This window comes from Aliiroseovarius sp. CAU 1755, assembly GCF_054482655.1.
In genome coordinates, this window is the sequence record NZ_JBTLRH010000003.1 from 356,444 (window position 1) to 376,311 (window position 19,868).

Below are 19,868 nucleotides of genomic sequence, written 5' to 3' on the forward strand. Positions count from 1 at the left end.
CCCTCCAGAATTGGTCCGACCCGCAGATACCGTTCAGAGACAAACACCCAAAAAGAAAAAAGGCGCCGGATGTCCCGCGCCTTTTTCTCATAGATCAGGTCGACACGCCATGTGACATGCGCGCACTTTGCCCGCAACAATTGCTGCCAGCGTGCGCAAAGTCACGTCGCATTCAGTCGTCGCGGTGAACCTTTTCACGGCGCTCGTGACGCTCCTGCGCCTCAAGGCTCAGGGTCGCGATCGGCCGGGCGTCAAGGCGTTTGAGCGAAATCGGCTCGCCGGTTTCCTCGCAATAGCCGTATTCGCCTTCGTCAATCCGGCGCAACGCCTGTTCGATCTTGCCAACCAGTTTGCGCGACCGGTCACGTGTGCGCAATTCCAAAGCCCGATCGGTTTCCTCCGATGCACGATCCGCGATGTCTGGAATGTTTCGTGTGTTGTCTTGCAAGCCTTCAAGCGTGTGACGGCTTTCATCAAGCAACTCTTCTTTCCAGGCCAGAAGCTTGCGACGGAAATACTCCGTCTGACGCTCGTTCATAAACGGCTCATCTTCGGCAGGACTGTAATCGTCGGGCAGGAAAGTCTCTGCTTTCATACCAACTCCCTCACTTACCGGGCTGTAACTACCTAACAACCTTGTTGCCCCTCAGGAGCCCGGCTTCTAATGGCGCTCGTTTACACCCGCATTTGGCTGTTGTCACTAGCCAATGACCAAGTTGCGGCAAGGTTTTCCCGCATTACGGGTAAACATATGAAATGAAACAAAAACACTCGGAATTGTGTGCAGGGTGGCAAGTTTGCTGCCCTCTGGCAATGCGGTCCGGTCCGGCGCGACAGGCCCGCCAACCCAACGGCACACTTGCCAAATCCAACCCGTCCCTTTACCTCGCCCGGTAATAAGCAGACGTGACCGTAAGGGGATGACAGGATGACAAAACGCTTTGAAGGCACCGAAAGCTATGTGGCGACAGACGACCTGAAGGTTGCTGTAAACGCTGCCGTCACCTTGCAACGCCCCCTGTTGGTCAAGGGTGAGCCCGGCACTGGCAAGACGGAACTGGCCATGCAGGTCGCAGGTGCCTTGGGCGCGCGGATGATCGAATGGAACATCAAGTCGACCACCAAGGCGCAGCAGGGTTTGTATGAATACGATGCCGTCAGCCGGTTGCGCGACAGCCAGTTGGGCGAAGAGCGCGTGCATGATGTGCGAAACTACATCAAGCGCGGCAAGTTGTGGGAGGCGTTTGACGCTGACGAGCGCGTCGTTTTGCTGATTGATGAGATCGACAAGGCCGATATCGAGTTTCCGAACGACTTGCTGCAAGAGCTTGATAAGATGGAGTTTCACGTCTACGAAACCGGCGAAACCATTCGCGCGAAACACCGCCCGATCATCATCATCACCTCGAACAATGAAAAAGAGCTGCCGGACGCCTTTCTGCGCCGCTGTTTCTTTCATTATATCCGCTTCCCGGACGCTGATACGCTGGCCAAGATCGTCGAGGTGCACCATCCCAGCATCAAACCGCGCCTGCTGACCGAGGCACTGACCCAGTTTTATGAAATCCGCGAGCAACCGGGGCTGAAGAAAAAGCCCTCGACGTCGGAGGTCTTGGACTGGCTGAAGCTGCTTCTGGCCGAAGATATCGACCCTGAAGTGCTGAAACGCGATGGAGCGTCAGCGCTGCCGACCCTGCACGGCGCGCTTTTGAAAAACGAACAGGACGTGCATTTGTTTGAGCGTCTGGCCTTCATGGCCCGTCGAGAGGGGCGTGGCGGGCGCCAATAAGCCCATCTGATCTTGACATTTGGACCATATGACCCTATCTTCTGCTCAACATGACAGGAGATGCACCATGCACGCCGCCCCACAACCCCTAACGCCGCCCCCGGCCCGGCCCACGACAGATCATGCTGCCGTGGCACTGAAAGCCTATGGCCGCATCGCGCAGGCATGGGGTTTGCGGCTGGAAGACGCCGCCGCGCTGGCGGATATGTCCACGTCCACGTGGAAACGTGCCCGCAACCCCGGCTTCAAGGGCGATCTGACCCGCGACCAGATGCTGCGGCTGTCCGCGCTGGTGGGGATCTACAAATCCTTGCACCTCTATTTCGACGAGGCGATTGCCGACCAATGGATCACCCTTGCCAACACCGGCCCGCTGTTTGATGGCGCGCGCCCGATCGACACGATGATCGAGGATGGGTTGCCCCAGTTCCTGCGCGTGCGCAGCTATGCCGACGCCTTGCGGGGGGGCATGTGATCGACGCCCTGCCCCTAAGGGCCGTCAGCGACCGGGCGTTGGTCCGGCTGATCCCGGCCACCTATCACAAGCCGCCCGCCTTGCGTGGGTTGGTGGATAATGACGACGAAATGGCCCTGCTGGCCGAAGTTGAGGCGATGACATCCGCCCGCCAAACCGCCGAACGCGGGCGCGATCCGGGGATCGACCGGCGCGAATTGGCGTGGGCGCGGCGCGAGGCTGATCTGCGCCTTTATGGCATGACCCATGTGAACGCGGCCTTCACCTATCGGCGCGCAGGCGGCAACCGGTTCAACGACGAACATCGCGGCGCGTGGTATTGCAGTTGGAGCGCCATGACCTCGGTCGCTGAAGTCGGCTATCACTACACACGCGAGCTGTCTTACATCGGCGTTTTCGACACCAAAGCCTGCTATGTCGAGCTTCTGGCTGACTTCATCGGTGATTTCCCGGACCTGAGCCACCAGACCGACCATCCGTCGCTGCACGCTGACCCCGCTGTCGGGTATCCGCGTGGCCAAGCCTTGGCCAACAAGCTGCGGGCCGAGGGTCATCGCGGCCTCGTCTATCCATCCGTTCGCCATCCCGGCGGCACCTGTCTGGTCGCCTTCGACCCCGCTGCCGTGCAGAACGTGAGACCGGGTGCAAAATGGGAGATCACGTGGTCCGGCTCGCCCGATTATGACGTGATCGGGCTGTAGCAAACGATTCGCTGAACCAGCACGTCTCGAACGAACCAACCTAGTGCTGGGTGAGGTAGCCCACACAACATATTGTTTTCCCTCACGGCTTTCCGACCAATCCTTCGCGAAAACCACCGTTTTGCTTGGTGAAACCCGCCCCACACCCTAAGGTCGACCCCTTGCCTGGGGGGGCACAAAATAGGTGTGCGTGTATTGTTATGGGAAACAATGCTCACATTACCGTTCGACCACTGACGGCGTCTGATAGGGCTGCGTGGGATCGCCTGTGGGAAGGCTATCTGCGCTACTATGAGACCGAACTGGACGCGAAGGTCTATGAAACCACCTTCGCCCGACTTCTGTCAGAGGACCCGAACGAGTTCCACGGCCTGTTGGCATGCGTGGACGACCGGCCTGCCGGGCTGGTCCATTACCTGTTCCATCGCCACGCGTGGAAGGTTGAGAATGTGTGCTACCTGCAAGACCTTTACGCGGACCCGTCGGTTCGGGGCAAAGGTGTCGGGCGGGCCTTGATCGAAGCGGTGTATGATGCCGCTGATCGCAACGGCACGCCGTCCGTCTATTGGCTGACGCAGGATTTCAACCATACCGCACGTGCACTCTATGACCGGATTGGCGTCAAGACGCCCTTCATCCGGTATGGGAGGGCTTGACGATGCGACAGATCACAAAAACCGCGGCCTTGGCCCTGACCTGTCTGGCATTTGTCAGTTGCGCGGTGCCGGACGGATCACGCACGCGCGCCGAACAGACCGCTGGGGGCGACGAGGTCACCGCACGCCGCGTCGGTCTGCCGACCACCCTGCCCCCGATGAAAGCCTTCAGTGGCACACAGATCACCCGCCCCACGCGGGCCAACAGTGTGATTGCCGGGGATTTTCTGGACCTGTCCTTCCAATTGGAAAGCGGTCGTCCCCTGCCCGTTCTGACCCGGTTCGAAGGCCCTGTGACCCTGCGCGTCACTGGCAATGCGCCCACTTACATGATGGCCGACCTGACCCGCCTGTTGGCGCGACTGCGCATTGAGGCCGGGATCAACATCCGGCAAGTGTCCGGGTCTGAAACGGCGTCCATTACGCTTGAGGTCATTCCGAAACGCCAGCTTCAGCGCCTTGTGCCCCATGCGGCCTGTTTCGTGGCGCCCAATGTGTCCAGTTGGCAAGACTACAAGGCCGCGCGCGGCACAGCACGGCTGGATTGGGCAAAGATGCGCACCCGCACCAAGATGGCCGTGTTCCTGCCCGGCGATGTCAGCCCGCAAGAGCTGCGCGATTGCCTGCATGAAGAAGTCGCACAGGCGCTGGGGCCGGTGAATGATCTGTATCGCCTGCATGACAGCGTCTTCAACGACGATAACTTCCACACCGTTCTAACCGGCTTTGATATGCTGATCTTGCGGGCGTATTACGCGCCCGAACTGGCCTCGGGCATGAGCCGTGGCGATGTCGCTGCCCGTCTGCCGCAGGTGTTGGCGCGACTGAACCCGGCAGGCGGCACTGGTGCGCCGCGTATGGGCGGTGCGTCACCCGAAGCATGGAAGGTCGCGATAGAGGTCGCGCTGGGCGGCGGACAGTCCAAAACCCGCCGTCGTGAGGCGTCTGCGCAAGCCGTCACAATCGCGCGCAATATGGGCTGGCGAGACACGCGACTGGCGTTCAGCTTGTTTGCCTATGGTCGCCTGAACATGCGCCAGGACAGCAAAGGGGCGTTCGCCGCCTTCCGCGAGGCCGAAGCGATCTACCGCGCCAATCCCGAAACCGCGCTGCACGCGGCCCATATGGGCGTGCAACTGGCGGCCTATGCCCTGTCTGCCGGCCGCGCGAACGAGGCGATTGCCATCGTCAACTCCCACATCTCCCCCGTCATGCGCGCCGAAAACGCGGCGCTTCTGGCGACGCTGATGATGATCAAAGCCGAAGCTCTTGACCTTGCTGGCCGCGGCGCTGAGGCGCAGCTTGTCAGGCTCGACAGTCTGGGCTGGGCGCGGTATGGCTTCGGCTCGAACGAACAGGTCGGCGCGCGGCTCAGCGAAATCGCTGCCATCTCGCCGGGCTAAAGGGAACGGGGGCCGTCCAAGACCGCCCTTTTTGAAGGGTAGAGGCACATATGCTGGTCATCGCGGCGCTTATCTTCGGGGCATTGGTTGGCGTTATGCGCGCCCGCAAACGGGGCGGCAATCGGTTGGACATCGCGCAATATGCGGCCGTTCATGCCCTTGGGTTTGCCCTGATCGCCCTCTTCGCCTCGATCTTCATCAGCCGCTAGGTCCGACCGATGTTCCTGCCCTTCTTCGAAAACCTGCGCGCCAACAAGGTCCCTGTCTCGTTGCGCGAGTTTCTGGCCTTTCTCGAGGCAATGAAGGCCGGGCTGGTCACCTATGACATCGAGGGGTTTTATTACCTTGCCCGCGTTGCGATGGTGAAGGACGAACGCAACCTCGACAAATTCGACCGCGCGTTTTCGATGACATTTGAAGGGCTTGAAGCGATTTCCGCCGAGCAAATGCTGGAAGCCGTGGATATCCCGCAGGAATGGCTGGACAAGATGGCCGAGAAATTCCTGACCGATGAGGAAAAGGCCGAGATCGAGGCGCTTGGCGGCTTTGACAAGCTGATGGAGACATTGAAAGAGCGCCTTAAAGAGCAAGAAGGGCGCCATCAGGGCGGTAACAAATGGATCGGGACCGCCGGTACCTCGCCCTTCGGCGCTTACGGCTACAACCCCGAAGGCGTGCGGATCGGGCAGGACAAATCCCGCCACCAACGCGCGGTGAAGGTCTGGGACAAACGCGAGTTTCGCAATCTGGACGACTCGGTCGAGCTGGGCACGCGCAACATCAAGGTCGCCCTGAAACGCCTGCGCAACTGGGCGCGCGACGGGGCGCATGAAGAGCTTGATCTGGACGGCACCATTCGCGCCACCGCCGAACACGGCTATCTCGACGTGAAAACCCGGCCCGAGCGGCACAATGCGGTAAAAGTCCTGTTGTTTCTGGATGTTGGCGGATCAATGGACCCGCATATCAAGGTCGTCGAAGAGTTGTTTTCCGCCGCCCGCGCCGAGTTCAAGCATCTGGAATACTACTATTTCCACAACTGCCTTTACGAAGGTGTGTGGCGCGACAATGCGCGGCGCTGGACCGATCAGATCCCCACATGGGACGTGCTGCGCACCTATGGCTCGGATTACAAATGCATCTTCGTCGGTGATGCGTCGATGAGCCCCTACGAGGTCGCCTATCGTGGCGGGGCGAACGAACATTGGAATGATGAGCCCGGTCAGGTCTGGCTGGAGCGCGCGCGCGAACAGTGGCCCGACAACCTGTGGATCAACCCGCTGCCGGAGCATCACTGGCGCTATACCCAGTCAGTGCAAATGATCAGCCAGATTTTTGAGGGTCGCATGGTCCCAATGACGCTTGAGGGGATCGAGCGCGGGATGAAAGAATTGGGCCGCTAAGCGACGGAAGTTCTGCGCCCACGCGTTCAAGACCCAACCGGCAAGGAAACCGCGATGTTTTCATTTCTCAAACGCATCTGGGGCGCGGCCCCAATTGCGACGCTTATTCTGGCGGTCGCCCTGGCAATGAGCGTCTTTTTTGCCGTCCGAACAACAGCCAGCTGGATTTACTGGAACGACCCCGCCCATATCGACCAACCGATCGAGGGATGGATGACCGCCAGATACGTTGCCTATTCGTGGGATGTCCCGCGACAGGTGATGTTTGAGGCATTGCAACTGGGCCAACCGGGTGATGGCCCAAGCAGTCTGCGCCGACTTGCCGAGGCGCGCGGTATCCCGCTGGACGTTATGATCGCCGATCTGGAAGCCGCCATTGCCGCGCACCGCGCCTCTCAAGCTGACAGCGAAACCGGTGGGGGCCAATGATCACCACCGAAGCCGTCTTTGCCCTGCTCTTGGACTATGGCCCTATCGTGGTTTTCCTCTCGGCCTTTCTGTCGTGTCTCGCGCTTCCCATCCCCACCTCTCTGATGATGCTGGCAGGCGGCGCGTTTGCGGCGGCGGGGGATCTTTCGCTGGTTAATGTCATGTTTTCTGCCTTTGTGGGCGCGGTCATAGGGGATCAGACAGGCTATGCGATTGGCCGATTTGGTGGGGCAAGCGCCCTGCAATGGCTGGCGCACACGCCCGCAAAACGAACCATATTGGAAAGGGCGCGCGCCTTCGTGGACAAATACGGCGGCACTGGCGTTTTTCTGTCGACATGGGCTGTTGCCCCCTTGGGGCCATGGGTCAATTTCGTGGCTGGCGCAACCGGGCTGGGTTGGGTGCGATTTGCGGTCTGGGATATTCTTGGGGAAACAATCTGGGTCAGCCTTTATGTCGGGCTTGGCTATGGGTTTGCATCCCGCATCGAAAGTCTGGCAGCCCTTCTTGGCAATATCGCGGGGCTTTTGGTCGCTGTGATCGTCGCGGTGGTGATGTTGGTCTGGATCCGCGCTGTCCTGAAAGCGAAAGACGCGCAAGAGGCGCTGAAATCCGACGCCTTGTCGCGTTAATCCCTTTCCAGCGGATAAAATAGCACCCATATAACGCCAATGTTGAAGCTGATCCCCATTCTTCTGCCGATCGCGTATGGCCTTTTGCTCTACCATTTCTCGGTCTGGCGCACCCATCGCGAGTTGGACGCCCAATCGACGCGGTTGGCCGATCCGAAGCTGAAGGCGCTGACGGACCGGATGGCGGCGTCACTGGAGATCGCAGACATTCCGGTTCATATCTACGAGATTGACCCGGTGAACGGGCTGGCCGCGCCAGACGGCCGGATTTTCATCACCCGCGGGTTTTTCAACGAATACCGGCAAGGGCGAGTGACGGCCGAAGAACTGGCCAGCGTGATTGCGCACGAGCTTGGCCACGTGGCATTGGGACATGCGCGCAAGCGGATGATCGACTTTTCCGGTCAAAATGCCCTGCGCACGGTCCTGTCGATGATGATCTCGCGCTTTCTGCCCGGCGCGGGTGTCTATATCGCGCGGTTTCTGACACGGCTTGTTGCCGCAGGTCTGAGCCGCGGCGATGAATACGAGGCGGACGCCTATGCGACCGCATTGCTGATCAAATCGGGGATCGGGGCCGAGGCGCAAAAGTCACTGTTTGGAAAATTGGATACGCTGACGAAAAACCGGTCCGGCGTCATGCCCGCCTGGTTGATGAGTCACCCCAAAACAGCCGAGCGCATTGCCGCAATTGAAAAGAACGAAGCCAAATGGGTGACCTGACGCCAACCGCAGGCAACGGTTAAAGGAGCGCGTCAAGCGCCTTGCCCAACCTTGGCAGGCGCGCCTTTTTCATCAGCCGGCGGATGGTCCAGTCCTCGCCTGACAGGGTGCGGGCTTGGGTCAGAACGCGGGTTGCGATGCGCGTCATCGTCTCGGCGTCTTGATCCAGAAACTCGCGCAGGAACAGGTCAGGGCTTTCCCGGCGCAGCCCTTCCTCAGCCAGCGTATGGCGGGGGAAATCGGCGTTGTTCATGGTCAACAGCACATCCGCCCCGCCTGCAATGGCGGCGGCCAGCACGTGAATGTCGTTCTCATCGGGCAGCCAGAGGCGACGCAAATCGCCGTCATGGGGCAAAACGCTGGCTTTGGGCCAGTGAGCCGTCAAGAGCGCGATCTCGGCACGCGCGACACTTTCCTGATCGGGGCCAAGCTTGGCCGCGGCGCGCGCCCATTCTCCCAGAATGCGGGGCGACCACAGGGGGGTGAAAAACCCCTCCTGCGCCGCGCCCAACACCATCTCGCGCATCACCGTCGGGTAAAGCACGCAGGCGTCGATCAGGACTTTCATGGCAGCAGCCGGAAGAACAGCGCCTTCAGGTAGCCACTTTCGGCCAGTTGCGGGTGCATCGGGTGATCTGCGCCCGCAAAGCCGGTGTGGATCAACTGGCTGGCCCGTCCGGCCCGGCCGATGCCCCGGATGGACGAGGCGCGAAACTTGTCGATTGTCGCGGCGTGCGAACACGAGCACAGGGCGAGGTATCCACCGGGGGCCACCAGAGGTGCTGCCAATCGCGCAAGCCGCTCATAGGCGCGCAATCCGGGTTCCAGCGCCTTCTTTGACGGCGCGAAAGCTGGCGGGTCGCAGATCACCACGTCGAACTGCGCGCCTTCTTCACCGAGGGCAGTCAGCACGTCGAACGCATCGCCTTGTCGGGTCAAAAAACGGTCAGCGGCGTCCATCTGGCGGGCACCCTCGTCGGCCAGGGCGAGCGCCGGGGCAGATCCGTCGACCGCCAAAGCCGTGGTCGCCCCACCCGCAAGCGCCGCAAGGCCAAACCCGCCCACGTGGGAAAATACATCCAGCACCCGCGCGCCTTTGGACAGGTTTGCGGCAAAGGCATGGTTGGGCCGTTGGTCAAAGAACAGCCCGGTTTTCTGTCCGCCTGTCAGGTCTGCCATATAGGTGGCGCCATTCATTGGCACCGCAATCGGTGCGTCGGGTGCTTGGCCCAGCAACACGCTGCTTTGCTCGTCCAGCCCTTCCAGCGCACGAGCGCGACCTGCCGCGTTTTTCAGGATCGTGGTCACGCCCGTGACATCCGCCAGCGCTGCCGCCAGATCGTTGATCAGCACATCGGCCCACGCCGCATTGGGTTGGATCACGGCAGTATCGCCGAACCGGTCGATGATCACACCGGGAAGCCCGTCGGCCTCGGCGTGGATCAGGCGGTAGAATGGCGCGTCAAACAGCGTTTCGCGGTGATCCAGCGCCGCCTTCAGCCGCGCGCCCAGCCAGGCGCGGTCAATCACCGCATCGGGATCACGGTCAAGCATCCGGGCGATGATCCGTGAGTTTGGGTTGAACGCGACCGTGCCCAGCGGGTCGCGTGCGCCATCCTCAAGCCGCGCAATCGCGCCTGCGGGTATGTTTTTGGTGCGGCGGTCGGTGACCACCTCGTTGTCAAACACCCACGGCGCGCCGTGCCGGATTGCGCGCGCATTGGCCTTGGGCTTTAGTCGGATCGTCGCGCGATCGGGTGTATGTGTCTGCGCCATGTGATATCATCCATGATTAGGTCGCGCCTTGCCTAGCCTGCGGTCACACGCAAGGAAACCCGTAAATCGACAGGCCCATCTCTGGGCGGAAGGTTGGGCCAGCGTGATGCCCATTCTGGCCCGCATGCAATTTGAAGGCTCGGGACCGCTTGAAATAGACGTTGTTAGCGCTATCACATTCTGATAGGAAAGCGGCGAACGGTAACGCGACGCAGCCACGACGCTCCTTTCTTGGCGCTCGCGCAAGACACAGGACAAGACCCATGACCCTGAACGGCACCCTCGCAAAAGTGACAGATCGGATCGCAGAGCGATCCAAGGCCACCCGCCAACCCTATCTGGACAAGATCGCGCGCGCCGCCGAAGACGGGCCGCGCCGCGCGCATCTAAGCTGTTCGGGTCAGGCACATGCCTATGCAGGCGCCGGTCCCGATCAAGACCGGCTGGCCGAAGGGCGCGCGCCAAACCTGGGTATCGTGACGGCCTATAACGACATGCTGTCGGCCCATGCGCCCTTTGCCACGTTCCCCGACCTGATCAAGCGCATTGCCCGCGACGAAGGTGCAACCGCGCAGGTGGCAGGCGGTGTGCCTGCGATGTGCGACGGGGTCACGCAGGGCGAAACGGGGATGGAGCTGAGCCTGTTTTCACGCGACGTGATCGCGCTCGCTTCGGCCGTTGCACTCAGCCACAACACCTTTGACGCGGCGCTGTTTCTGGGCGTCTGTGACAAGATCGTGCCGGGCCTGGTGATCGCGGCGGCCAGCTTTGGGCATATTCCGGCGGTGTTCCTGCCAGCTGGGCCGATGACCTCGGGCCTGTCAAACGACGAAAAAGCCAAGGTGCGCACGCAATTTGCTACTGGCGAGGTGGGCCGCAAAGAGCTGATGGCGGCCGAGATGGCGGCCTATCACGGCCCCGGCACCTGCACCTTCTATGGCACCGCAAACACCAACCAGATGCTGATGGAATTCATGGGGCTGCACCTTCCCGGCGCGTCCTTTGTCACGCCACATACCGACATGCGCGAGGCCTTGACCGCAGAGGGGACGCGACGCGCGCTGGCGATCACAAAAGACGGCAGCGCTGGCTTCACGCCTGCCGGGCATGTGCTGGACGAAAAAGCTTTCGTAAACGGGCTGGTAGGGCTGATGGCCACTGGCGGCTCGACCAACCTTGTCCTGCACCTGCCTGCCATGGCGCGGGCGGCGGGGATCATTCTGACGCTGGAAGATTTCGCCGATATCTCGGCAATCGTGCCGTTGATGGCGCGGGTCTATCCGAACGGGCTGGCGGATGTGAACCACTTCCACGCCGCTGGCGGTCTTGGCTACATGATCGGCGAGCTGCTGGACGCGGGGCTTCTGCACCCCGATGCCAAGACCATCATGGGCGATCTAACCGCCTATACACAGGAGCCGAAACTGGACGGCGACCGGGTGCGTTGGGAACCCGGCCCGCGTGAAAGCCTGAACGACAAGATTCTGCGTCCTGCCTCTGACCCTTTCGCACAATCCGGCGGGTTGGTGCAATTGTCGGGCAACCTTGGCAGTGGTGTCATCAAGGTCTCGGCTGTCGATCCCAAACACCACCTGATCGAAGCCCCTGCCCGCGTGTTTCACGACCAAGACAGCGTCAAGGCCGCCTTCAAGGCAGGCGAGCTTGTGGGCGACCTGATCGTCGTCGTGCGCTTTCAGGGACCGCGGGCCAACGGGATGCCTGAGCTACACAGCCTGACACCAACGCTTTCGGTCTTGCAGCAACGCGGTCAGCGCGTCGCACTGGTGACGGACGGGCGGATGTCAGGGGCGTCGGGCAAGGTGCCCGCTGCGATCCATGTGGCCCCCGAAGCCGCCAGCGGCGGGCCTATCGCCCGTATCCGCGACGGTGACATGATCCGGCTGGACGCCGAGAATGGCACGCTTGAAGTTCTGACCGAAGGCGCCATGGACCGACCTGCCGTTCAGGTCGACCTGAGCGACAATACCGACGGCATGGGCCGTGAGCTTTTCGAAACCTTCCGTCGCGCAGCCAGCTCTGCGACCGAAGGCGCATCCTCGATTTCCTGAAGGAGATTATCATGACCCCGCAAGAGGCAAGCACTGCCGCTGAGAAAATCTGCCGATTGGCCCCGGTCATTCCGGTTCTGGTCGTGGATGACGTCGCCCACGCGGCGCCTTTGGCTGCGGCTTTGGTGGCAGGCGGCCTGCCCGCGTTGGAAGTCACCCTGCGAACACCCGTGGCGCTTGAGGTCATCGCCGAAATGGCGCGCGTGGAGGGTGGGGCTGTCGGGGCTGGCACTTTGCTGACCGCCAAGGACGTGGAAAACGCCAAGAAGGCGGGCGCGACCTTTGGTGTGTCACCCGGCGCAACCGATCGCCTGCTGGACGCGTGCGAGGCCAACGATCTGCCGCTGCTGCCCGGTGCAAGTTCCGCGTCCGAGGCCATGCGGCTTCTGGAACGCGGCTATACCGTGCAAAAGTTCTTTCCGGCAGAAGCCGCAGGTGGCGCGCCCTTCTTGAAATCTCTGTCCTCGCCCCTGCCCCAGATCCGCTTCTGCCCGACCGGCGGTGTCAGCTTGTCGAATGCAAATGACTACTTGTCCCTGCCCAACACGCTGTGCGTCGGGGGGTCATGGGTCGCACCCGGTGATTTGGTCCGCTCGGGCGACTGGGCCGCGATCACGGCACTTGCGAGAACGGCAGCAGCTTTGGGCAGTTGAAGTATTGGCATATGTGGCACGCGACCCTCTCGGCTTGACACTGGGCAGGTTTCGCCAGAGCCTGACCGTCTAAAAAGGGGGCCGTGCGCCATGTCAGTCGAGTTTCTTCTCACATCCCTGATCGTTGTGGTTTTGCCGGGAACGGGTGTGCTGTATACGATTGCCATCGGTCTGGGTCGCGGGTTTAAAGCCAGCATCGCAGCCGCGCTGGGGTGCACCTTCGGGATCTTACCCGCCGCCCTCGCAAGCATCATCGGACTGTCGGCTTTGTTGCACACCAGCGCCGTCGCGTTTCAGGTCATCAAATACCTTGGCGTCCTGTATCTGTTCTACATGGCGTGGTCGATCCTGAAAGACGACAGCACGATGGATGCCTCTGATGACCGGTCGCGGAAATCCTTGCGCTCGATCGCGCTGACCGGAACGCTGATCAATGTCCTTAACCCCAAGCTATCGCTGTTTTTTCTGGCCTTTTTGCCGCAGTTCATATCCGTCAACGCGCCCAATGCCACGGTCGAGTTATCATTGCTTGCCGTGGTGTTCATGGTGATGACGTTTCTGGTGTTTGTCGGATATGGCGCTTTCGCCTCGGCGGCGCGCAGATATGTCATTGGCCGACCGACGGTGATGGTGTGGATCAAGCGGGTCTTTGCAGGGGCGTTCGGGGCGCTTGGGGCAAAGCTCGCGATGTCAGACTAGGCGATCGCGGCCCTGATCGAACACCGGCCTACCAGCCACCAAGAACGCTTTTCCACAACAGCGCACCACGGCGCGAGAACTCGGACTGTCCAAGCGCTCCGGCTGCGACCGCTTCAGGCGTGTTTCGGGCGTGGCGCAGAACGGGTGCAGCCCGCCAAGCGCTGCGCAATGCGGCGTTGCCTCGCCGATCAAGCGCACCGCGCGCGTGGGCCAGCGCCTCTAGCCCACCTTCGCACAGCGTGCGGATTGTGTCAGGGCTGGGCGCAATGTGCCCTCGCCCGGCGGCCAGAAGCGCCGGCTGTGCCATCAGCCAATTGGCGATCCCGACAGCTTCGCCCAATCCCTCCAGCGCTTGGTCCACGTCGTGATCGCCAGAAAAATCGGCGATCCCCGAGGCCTGCCCCGCCGCCAGCATCAACGCGCCCGAGGTTTCACGCGCATAGGATTGGATCTGATCCACAGTCTCGCGCAGAGCACCCTGCGCGTCATCTTCGCGCGCGGCGATCATCCGTACCAAGGGGGCCGCACGGACATCGCCCCAGATCACCAGTTGCGACAGCGGCGTGGCCACGTCATGCTTCGGTGCCTCGCGCCCATCCACAGCCGCGTCAATCAGATCGCGCCAGAACTGCAGCCGGATCATCGCCACCATTGGCTCTTGCGACATATAGGGCGCGCGCGCAATTTCGAGGTTGAAGGCGTAGAGCGGAAACAGGCGTTTACGTTCCTCCACGTCGCCGGTCATGGTCGCCAGAAACCGGTCGGGGTCGCCCTTCAGGACCATCTCGGCGCAGGCGGCGATGGGGTCGTGCGGGGTGTCGGTCATGCGGGCTTGGCCCCGTCGCGCAAGAGCTTCCAGGTGATCGCGTCCAGCAGCGCCTCGAACGATGCATCGACGATGTTGGGGCTGACGCCCACGGTCGACCAGCGGTGGCCGTCACGGTCTTCGCTGTCGATGATCACGCGGGTTTGCGCCTCGGTCCCACCTTGGGTGATGCGCACTTTGAAGTCCACCAGCCGCAGGTCGTCGATGATGTCCTGATAGGGGCCAAGGTCTTTCGCCAGCGCCTTGGCCAGCGCGTTCACCGGGCCGCGATCTGTGCCGGACGCATCCATGCTTTCCGACACGGACAGCTTTTTTTCGCTGCCGATTTTCACCACCACGATGGCTTCAGACAGGCTGACCGTCTGGTTGCGCTTGTTCTTGCGCCGCTCGATCGTGACCTTGTAGCGCTTCACCTCGAAAAATCGCGGCAATTGTCCCAGCACGTCGCGCGCAACCAACTCGAACGAGGCTTGCGCGCTGTCATAGGCATAGCCCTGATCTTCACGTTCCTTCACCCGGTCTAGGATTTGCCCCAGACGCGGATCGCCCGGTTCGACGTCGATCCCGGCATCGGCCAGCCGCGCGCGCAGGTTCGATTGGCCCGCTTGATTGGACATCGGCACGATGCGCGCGTTGCCCACCGTTTCGGGCGGGATGTGTTCATAGGTCGTTGGGTCTTTCAGGATCGCGCTGGCATGCAGCCCGGCTTTGTGCGCAAAGGCCGACGAGCCGACAAAGGGCGAAGCTTTATTCGGAACCCGGTTCAGGATGTCATCCAGTTTGCGGGATATGCGGGTCAGGCCTTGAAGGGCCTCGCGTTTGACGCCCGTTTCAAACTGGCTGGCATAGGGCTCCTTCAACAACAGCACCGGGATCAGCGTGGTCAGGTTGGCGTTGCCGCACCGCTCGCCCAGCCCGTTCAACGTGCCCTGCACCTGCCGCGCGCCCGCGTCGATGGCGGCCAGCGAACAGGCCACCGCGTTGCCTGTGTCGTCATGGGTGTGGATGCCCAAATGGTCGCCGGGAATGCCCGCTGCGATCACCGACTTGGTGATCTGGTGCACCTCGTGCGGCAGCGTGCCGCCATTGGTGTCGCAGAGCACGATCCAGCGCGCGCCTGCCGCGTAAGCCGCCTTCAGGCACTCCAACGCGTAATCCGGATTGGCCTTGTATCCGTCAAAGAAATGCTCGGCATCATAGAGCGCCTCGCGCCCCTGCGCGACCAGATGAGCGACTGAGGCGCGGATGTTCTCCACGTTCTCGTCCAGCTCGATCCCCAACGCGGTGGTGACGTGGAAATCATGGCTTTTTCCCACCAGACAGACCGCTGGCGTGCCCGCGTTCATCACGCCCGCCAGCACCTCGTCATTCTCGGCCGAGCGCCCTGCCCGTTTGGTCATCCCAAAGGCGGTGAAGGTCGCGCGGGTCTTGGGGGCGGCAGCGAAAAAGTCGCTGTCGGTCGGGTTCGCACCGGGCCAGCCGCCTTCGATATAGTCCACGCCGAGCGCGTCGAGCGCCTCGGCGATCTGTTGTTTTTCAGCAAGCGAGAACTGGACACCTTGGGTTTGCTGACCGTCGCGGAGCGTGGTGTCGTAGATATAGAGGCGGGCGGTCACGGGATTATCCTTTCTACAGCATCGACTGTGGGGTCACCATCAATACTAGCGATGCCCTGATTAATCCCGTTTGCTGATCTGGCTGCGCGCAACTGAATGCCAATCTCGCGTGCATCTTTCGACAAAGAGTCTGCCGCGCGCCAGTTTTCCTCTCGCCGCAGCTTCATCCAAGTCCGAACGAGTTTCATGGTCACATCGACAAACTCACTTGAGTGTTCGCCCCAGCCCACCATACTAGTAGTTGGCTGAAAATCCTTACCCTCCACCCAGTCAGTTCCATCTGGCGTTTCAAAACGGAAAGGGCTCGCCCAGTTCGCTTTGGAAATCTCGGCTAGATCAATACCCAACAATTTGGCACAGCCAATTAGTTCGGCATAATCTTCATCTCGATACTGTTGATCCAAGTAATCAATAGAGCCTGCGGTATTGAGGTCGTCAGCCAAGATATCCAGAAAATCTGGAGAGATCGTTGGAGGTTCAGCTTCACGCACAACACTCGCCCAGTCGCGAAGTTTTCTTAATGCCTCAGCCCGCTTCTTCTCCGTCCAATCCATCGGCTTGCGATAATGCGTGCCCAAGAAGACGAACCGTATCACTTCACCCGGCACGCCTTGCTCCAACAAATCATGCACCGTGAAGAAGTTGCCCAGCGATTTGGACATCTTCTTGCCCTCGACCTGCAACATCTCGTTGTGCAGCCAGTAATTAGCGAACCCCGCGTCGGGGTGGGCGCATTTCGACTGGGCGATCTCGTTTTCGTGGTGCGGGAACTGCAGGTCGTTGCCGCCACCGTGGATGTCGAACGACGCGCCCAGCAGGTCGTGGCTCATGGCAGAACACTCGATATGCCAACCCGGACGACCTCGACCCCACGGGCTGTCCCAACCCGGCAGATCATCGGTGGAGGGTTTCCACAGCACGAAGTCCATCGGGTTCTTTTTGTAAGGCGCGACTTCGACCCGCGCACCGGCGATCATGTCATCGACCGAGCGGCCCGACAGGCGGCCATAGTTCTTATAGCTTTCGACCGCGAACAGCACATGGCCCTCGGACTCATAGGCGTGGCCCTTGGCAATCAGATCCTCGATCATGGCGATCATCGGCCCGATGAACTCAGTCGCGCGGGGCATCTCGTCCGGCTCCAACGCGCCCAGAGCGCCCATGTCTTGCAGATACCAGCCGATGGTCTCGTCCGAGCGTTCGTGGACCAGTTCCTCCAACGTGCCCTCGGCCCCGGCTTCCTTGCGCTGAAGCGCGGTCGCGTTGATTTTGTCATCCACATCGGTGAAATTGCGCACATAAGTGACGTGATCCGCGCCGTAGACATGGCGCAGCAGACGATAGAGCACATCGAACACCACAACAGGGCGCGCATTGCCCAGATGGGCGCGGTCATAGACGGTCGGCCCGCAGACATACATACGGACGTTATCGGGGTCGATCGGGGTAAAGACCTGCTTTTCCCGCGCCATCGTGTTGTAAAGTTTGATGTCCGTCATAATGTCCTCGCAAGTCTGCGCACAGGTGATCCCACAGAATTATCCCGAGCGGGCTTAGCAAGTTCCTGACATGTATGGAATAGAAGAACGGCCCGCCTGAGTGTCTCAGCAGGTAATGCAGCAGATAATGTTGATGCCCAAGGGCTTTACTGTCCGTTTCATGGCCTGCACGCTAGCACCCTTCCCAGCGCCTGCCAAGCGGGTTATCGTGATCTTATGACCCGTAAAGCTGTGAACAAGATATGCGAAGCGCTGCCCGGCGCGGAATGGTCCGAGCCGTTTGGGCCGGGCCATGACGTGTGGAAGGTGGGTGGCAAAATTTTCGCAGCGATTGGCGCCGAAACCCCCGGCGTATCGGTCAAGACACCCGATGTTGAAACGGCGACGATGCTGATCGAGGCAGGCGTGGGCCGCAAAGCCCCCTATTTCCATCGCTCATGGGTTCTGATCCCGTTTGACGCGGGCAAGGACGAGTTGACCCACCGCATCCAACGGTCTTATGCGCTGATCCGGGCCAGCCTGACGAAAAAGACGCAAGCCAGCCTCGCCCCTTTTACGATCGACGATTAGGCTTGTGCCGCGTTGGTTTTCACCGCCAACACACCCTTGGTCCACATCTGCATCACCTTATAGACAATCGGCGCGATGATCAGTGTCGCCGCCACAAGGGTGAGCCCCGCGAAGATGCGCAGCGGTTCGCTGCTCAAAAACCCTGCCGCGATCTGCATCAGTGTCGCAAAGGCGGCCAACGGGAAGGTGAAGGCGCTCCACAACGGGCTGAACCCGGCGGCGGTCATCCAGCGGGCGCGTAGGATAAGGGCGCTCAGGATCATGATGGCGAACACGCTTAGCACCATGGCAACCTGCGTCTGCCCCACCAAAAACGCCACCGTGCCAAGCACACTTGCGGGCGCTAGGTGGATGGCCAGAAGCGGGCGCAGCGGTGCGGGCACGCTGACGCGCATCATTTGCACAAGGCTCGCCCCCCAGATCGCGAGCGCCGCCGCAAGGCAGACCCAAAAGATAAAGGACGAGGCCGCCATCAACCCAAGCGGCACCGCCGCCAGAGGGCTCAGGATGAACCCGACGAAGGTCAGGTGCCAGATTGGTGTAACGGTTCTGGCTTCGACCGGACCCGTGATCAGCAAATGGGCGACACGCAACGCCACGAACAGATGCGCCAGAAAGGCCGCGATCAACACCGCCCCGGCGATCACCGTGGTATGGGCGACCAGAGTTGCAGCCAGCAAATAGCCCGACAGAACCATCGCCGCGATCCCGGCCCGCCCCGGCAACACCCGAAGATCTTCGACAAACGTGCCGGACCTTTGCATGAGCTTTGCGATGTAAGCCGCTAAGCTAAATAGGTAAAGAAGCGTCGTCGCGCCCAGAATAAGGTCTCCGATCGCCTGCGGCGCGCCAAACCCTTCGACCGCTCGACGCCACGCCAGACCCAAGCCAAACGCCCCCATGATCGGGGTGAAGACTGCAGGCGGCATGCGCTGGAACATCCGCGTTTTTGGCGGGATGGGTGGCGGCGGCGGAAAATATGGGGCTTTGGCTTGTGTCATCGGGCGCTCCTTGAACGTCGTATCGCCCCTTTAGCCTGTGAAACCCGCCGGGGGAAGCCCTGACCACGGGTCCGATTGCCGCATCACAGCGCCTTGGTGACCTAAGGGGCGTCGTGCGTCACACCCTTACAGCTGCGCGAGCTGCGTCCAGATTGCGCTGAACCGCGCTGCGCAACAACGTCGCATCAGACCCCACACCCAGAAACGTGACGCCCATCTGCGCATAACCCGCAAAATCTGCGCTGTCGTAGTGCAAGATGCCGGCAGCTTTGCCCGCAGAACGAATGCGCGCAATCGCGGTCGCAATCGCCTGCTTTACCTCGGGATGGGATGGGTTTCCCCTGTGCCCCATGTCGGCGGACAGGTCCGCAGGACCAATAAAGACCGCATCGACACCATCGGTCGCGGCGATCTCGTCAATGTTATTAAGGGCTTTGGTGGTTTCCGCCTGCACGATCAGGCACACCTCGTCATTGGCGTTGGCAAGATAGTCGGTGCACTGGCCAAAACGAGCCGCGCGGGCAACCGCCGCCCCCATGCCGCGCTTCCCGTCCGGCGCATAGCGGGTCGCGGCCACCATTTGCGCCGCGTGCTCGGAGGTATCGACCATCGGCACCAAAAGGCTTTGTGCGCCCAGGTCCATCACCTGCTTGATCACCCAGTCTTCCCCGATCGGCACCCGCACGATGGGCGACAAGGCAAATTGCCCCAAGACCCGCAGCTGAGCCTGGATCATCGTAGGATCATAGGGCGCGTGTTCGCCATCGATCAGCGCCCAGTCATATCCTGCCCCGCCCACGATTTCAGTGGCAGACGGACTGGCAAGATTAAGCCACAGACCGATTTGCATCTCGCCCGCCGCCAGCGCGCGTTTGAGTTTGTTTTCCGGTGCGCGCATGACGGCCTCCATTTGCTTAACATATCAAGGAACAGGCTAGGTTGCACATG

22 protein-coding genes are annotated in these 19,868 nt (G+C 61.1%); 14 read left to right on the forward strand and 8 right to left on the reverse strand.

Features of this window, described 5'->3' with window-relative positions; genetic code table 11:
• Positions 1-172: 172 nt before the first annotated feature.
• Positions 173-595 carry an RNA polymerase-binding protein DksA gene (gene dksA / locus ACXYMP_RS13640; RefSeq protein WP_298566671.1) on the reverse strand — a complete coding sequence of 141 codons (423 nt, stop codon included), beginning with the start codon at positions 593-595 and terminating at the stop codon, positions 173-175.
• Positions 596-928: 333 nt separating this feature from the next.
• Here dksA and ACXYMP_RS13645 point away from each other — a divergent pair, with 333 nt between their 5' ends.
• From ACXYMP_RS13645 to ACXYMP_RS13690, 10 genes are all read left to right on the forward strand, one after another.
• Positions 929-1,789 (forward strand): AAA family ATPase, encoded by an 861-nt coding sequence (locus ACXYMP_RS13645; RefSeq protein ID WP_458906973.1) that lies wholly within the window; start codon positions 929-931, stop codon positions 1,787-1,789.
• Between the two features lie 67 nt (positions 1,790-1,856).
• Positions 1,857-2,264: an antitoxin Xre-like helix-turn-helix domain-containing protein gene (locus ACXYMP_RS13650; protein WP_458906975.1), complete on the forward strand. Its 408-nt coding sequence runs from the start codon at positions 1,857-1,859 to the stop codon at positions 2,262-2,264.
• Positions 2,261-2,965 (forward strand): RES family NAD+ phosphorylase, encoded by a 705-nt coding sequence (locus tag ACXYMP_RS13655; RefSeq protein ID WP_458906977.1) that lies wholly within the window; start codon positions 2,261-2,263, stop codon positions 2,963-2,965. The genes ACXYMP_RS13650 and ACXYMP_RS13655 overlap by 4 nt, the downstream gene beginning before the upstream one ends.
• Before the next feature lie 200 nt (positions 2,966-3,165).
• Positions 3,166-3,621: a GNAT family N-acetyltransferase gene (locus ACXYMP_RS13660; RefSeq protein WP_458906979.1), complete on the forward strand. Its 456-nt coding sequence runs from the start codon at positions 3,166-3,168 to the stop codon at positions 3,619-3,621.
• Between the two features lie 2 nt (positions 3,622-3,623).
• Complete coding sequence (locus ACXYMP_RS13665; protein ID WP_458906982.1) at positions 3,624-5,024, forward strand: DUF2927 domain-containing protein; 1,401 nt, start codon at positions 3,624-3,626, stop codon at positions 5,022-5,024.
• Positions 5,025-5,074: 50 nt separating this feature from the next.
• A complete protein-coding gene (locus ACXYMP_RS13670; RefSeq protein ID WP_247035921.1) occupies positions 5,075-5,233 on the forward strand; it encodes a hypothetical protein in 159 nt (52 codons plus the stop codon).
• 9 nt (positions 5,234-5,242) lie between these two features.
• Positions 5,243-6,427 (forward strand): vWA domain-containing protein, encoded by a 1,185-nt coding sequence (locus ACXYMP_RS13675; RefSeq protein WP_298566664.1) that lies wholly within the window; start codon positions 5,243-5,245, stop codon positions 6,425-6,427.
• Between the two features lie 54 nt (positions 6,428-6,481).
• The gene (locus tag ACXYMP_RS13680) at positions 6,482-6,856 is read left to right on the forward strand and encodes a hypothetical protein (RefSeq protein ID WP_298566663.1); all 375 of its coding nucleotides are present in this window, start codon (positions 6,482-6,484) and stop codon (positions 6,854-6,856) included.
• Complete coding sequence (locus ACXYMP_RS13685) at positions 6,853-7,488, forward strand: DedA family protein (protein WP_458906985.1); 636 nt, start codon at positions 6,853-6,855, stop codon at positions 7,486-7,488. Before ACXYMP_RS13680 ends, ACXYMP_RS13685 begins: the two co-directional genes overlap by 4 nt.
• Before the next feature lie 39 nt (positions 7,489-7,527).
• Positions 7,528-8,211, forward strand: a complete 684-nt coding sequence (locus ACXYMP_RS13690; RefSeq protein WP_298566661.1) for a M48 family metallopeptidase — start codon at positions 7,528-7,530, stop codon at positions 8,209-8,211.
• A 19-nt stretch (positions 8,212-8,230) separates the two neighbouring features.
• Here ACXYMP_RS13690 and ACXYMP_RS13695 read toward each other — a convergent pair whose 3' ends face one another.
• On the reverse strand, positions 8,231-8,779 hold the full coding sequence (locus tag ACXYMP_RS13695; RefSeq protein WP_458906987.1) for an RSP_2648 family PIN domain-containing protein: 549 nt from the start codon (positions 8,777-8,779) through the stop codon (positions 8,231-8,233).
• Positions 8,776-9,987 (reverse strand): RSP_2647 family RNA methyltransferase, encoded by a 1,212-nt coding sequence (locus ACXYMP_RS13700; protein ID WP_458906989.1) that lies wholly within the window; start codon positions 9,985-9,987, stop codon positions 8,776-8,778. Before ACXYMP_RS13700 ends, ACXYMP_RS13695 begins: the two co-directional genes overlap by 4 nt.
• Positions 9,988-10,250: 263 nt before the next feature.
• Here ACXYMP_RS13700 and edd point away from each other — a divergent pair, with 263 nt between their 5' ends.
• The 3 genes from edd to ACXYMP_RS13715 all read left to right on the forward strand — a co-directional run bounded on the left by edd (position 10,251) and on the right by ACXYMP_RS13715 (position 13,408).
• The gene (gene edd / locus ACXYMP_RS13705; protein ID WP_458906991.1) at positions 10,251-12,056 is read left to right on the forward strand and encodes a phosphogluconate dehydratase; all 1,806 of its coding nucleotides are present in this window, start codon (positions 10,251-10,253) and stop codon (positions 12,054-12,056) included.
• A gap of 11 nt (positions 12,057-12,067) precedes the next feature.
• Positions 12,068-12,709 carry a bifunctional 4-hydroxy-2-oxoglutarate aldolase/2-dehydro-3-deoxy-phosphogluconate aldolase gene (eda, locus tag ACXYMP_RS13710; protein WP_458906993.1) on the forward strand — a complete coding sequence of 214 codons (642 nt, stop codon included), beginning with the start codon at positions 12,068-12,070 and terminating at the stop codon, positions 12,707-12,709.
• Positions 12,710-12,799: 90 nt separating this feature from the next.
• Positions 12,800-13,408 carry a LysE family translocator gene (locus tag ACXYMP_RS13715; RefSeq protein WP_458906995.1) on the forward strand — a complete coding sequence of 203 codons (609 nt, stop codon included), beginning with the start codon at positions 12,800-12,802 and terminating at the stop codon, positions 13,406-13,408.
• 28 nt (positions 13,409-13,436) lie between these two features.
• Here the strand turns inward: ACXYMP_RS13715 and ACXYMP_RS13720 are convergent, their stop codons facing one another.
• From ACXYMP_RS13720 to cysS, 3 genes are read right to left on the reverse strand one after another with little or no spacing between them, the layout of a single operon-like run.
• A complete protein-coding gene (locus tag ACXYMP_RS13720) occupies positions 13,437-14,234 on the reverse strand; it encodes a squalene/phytoene synthase family protein (protein ID WP_458906997.1) in 798 nt (265 codons plus the stop codon).
• On the reverse strand, positions 14,231-15,850 hold the full coding sequence (gene cimA, locus ACXYMP_RS13725; RefSeq protein WP_458906999.1) for a citramalate synthase: 1,620 nt from the start codon (positions 15,848-15,850) through the stop codon (positions 14,231-14,233). Before cimA ends, ACXYMP_RS13720 begins: the two co-directional genes overlap by 4 nt.
• On the reverse strand, positions 15,847-17,349 hold the full coding sequence (gene cysS, locus ACXYMP_RS13730; protein WP_458907001.1) for a cysteine--tRNA ligase: 1,503 nt from the start codon (positions 17,347-17,349) through the stop codon (positions 15,847-15,849). Before cysS ends, cimA begins: the two co-directional genes overlap by 4 nt.
• 216 nt (positions 17,350-17,565) lie before the next feature.
• Between cysS and ACXYMP_RS13735 the strand changes: the two genes are divergently transcribed.
• Positions 17,566-17,919: an MmcQ/YjbR family DNA-binding protein gene (locus ACXYMP_RS13735; RefSeq protein ID WP_298566651.1), complete on the forward strand. Its 354-nt coding sequence runs from the start codon at positions 17,566-17,568 to the stop codon at positions 17,917-17,919.
• Here ACXYMP_RS13735 and ACXYMP_RS13740 read toward each other — a convergent pair.
• Both ACXYMP_RS13740 and ACXYMP_RS13745 read right to left on the reverse strand, forming a co-directional pair.
• Positions 17,916-18,920 (reverse strand): TDT family transporter, encoded by a 1,005-nt coding sequence (locus ACXYMP_RS13740; protein ID WP_458907004.1) that lies wholly within the window; start codon positions 18,918-18,920, stop codon positions 17,916-17,918. The genes ACXYMP_RS13735 and ACXYMP_RS13740 overlap by 4 nt on opposite strands.
• Before the next feature lie 118 nt (positions 18,921-19,038).
• A complete protein-coding gene (locus ACXYMP_RS13745) occupies positions 19,039-19,818 on the reverse strand; it encodes an HpcH/HpaI aldolase family protein (protein WP_458907006.1) in 780 nt (259 codons plus the stop codon).
• Between the last annotated feature and the right edge of the window lie 50 nt (positions 19,819-19,868).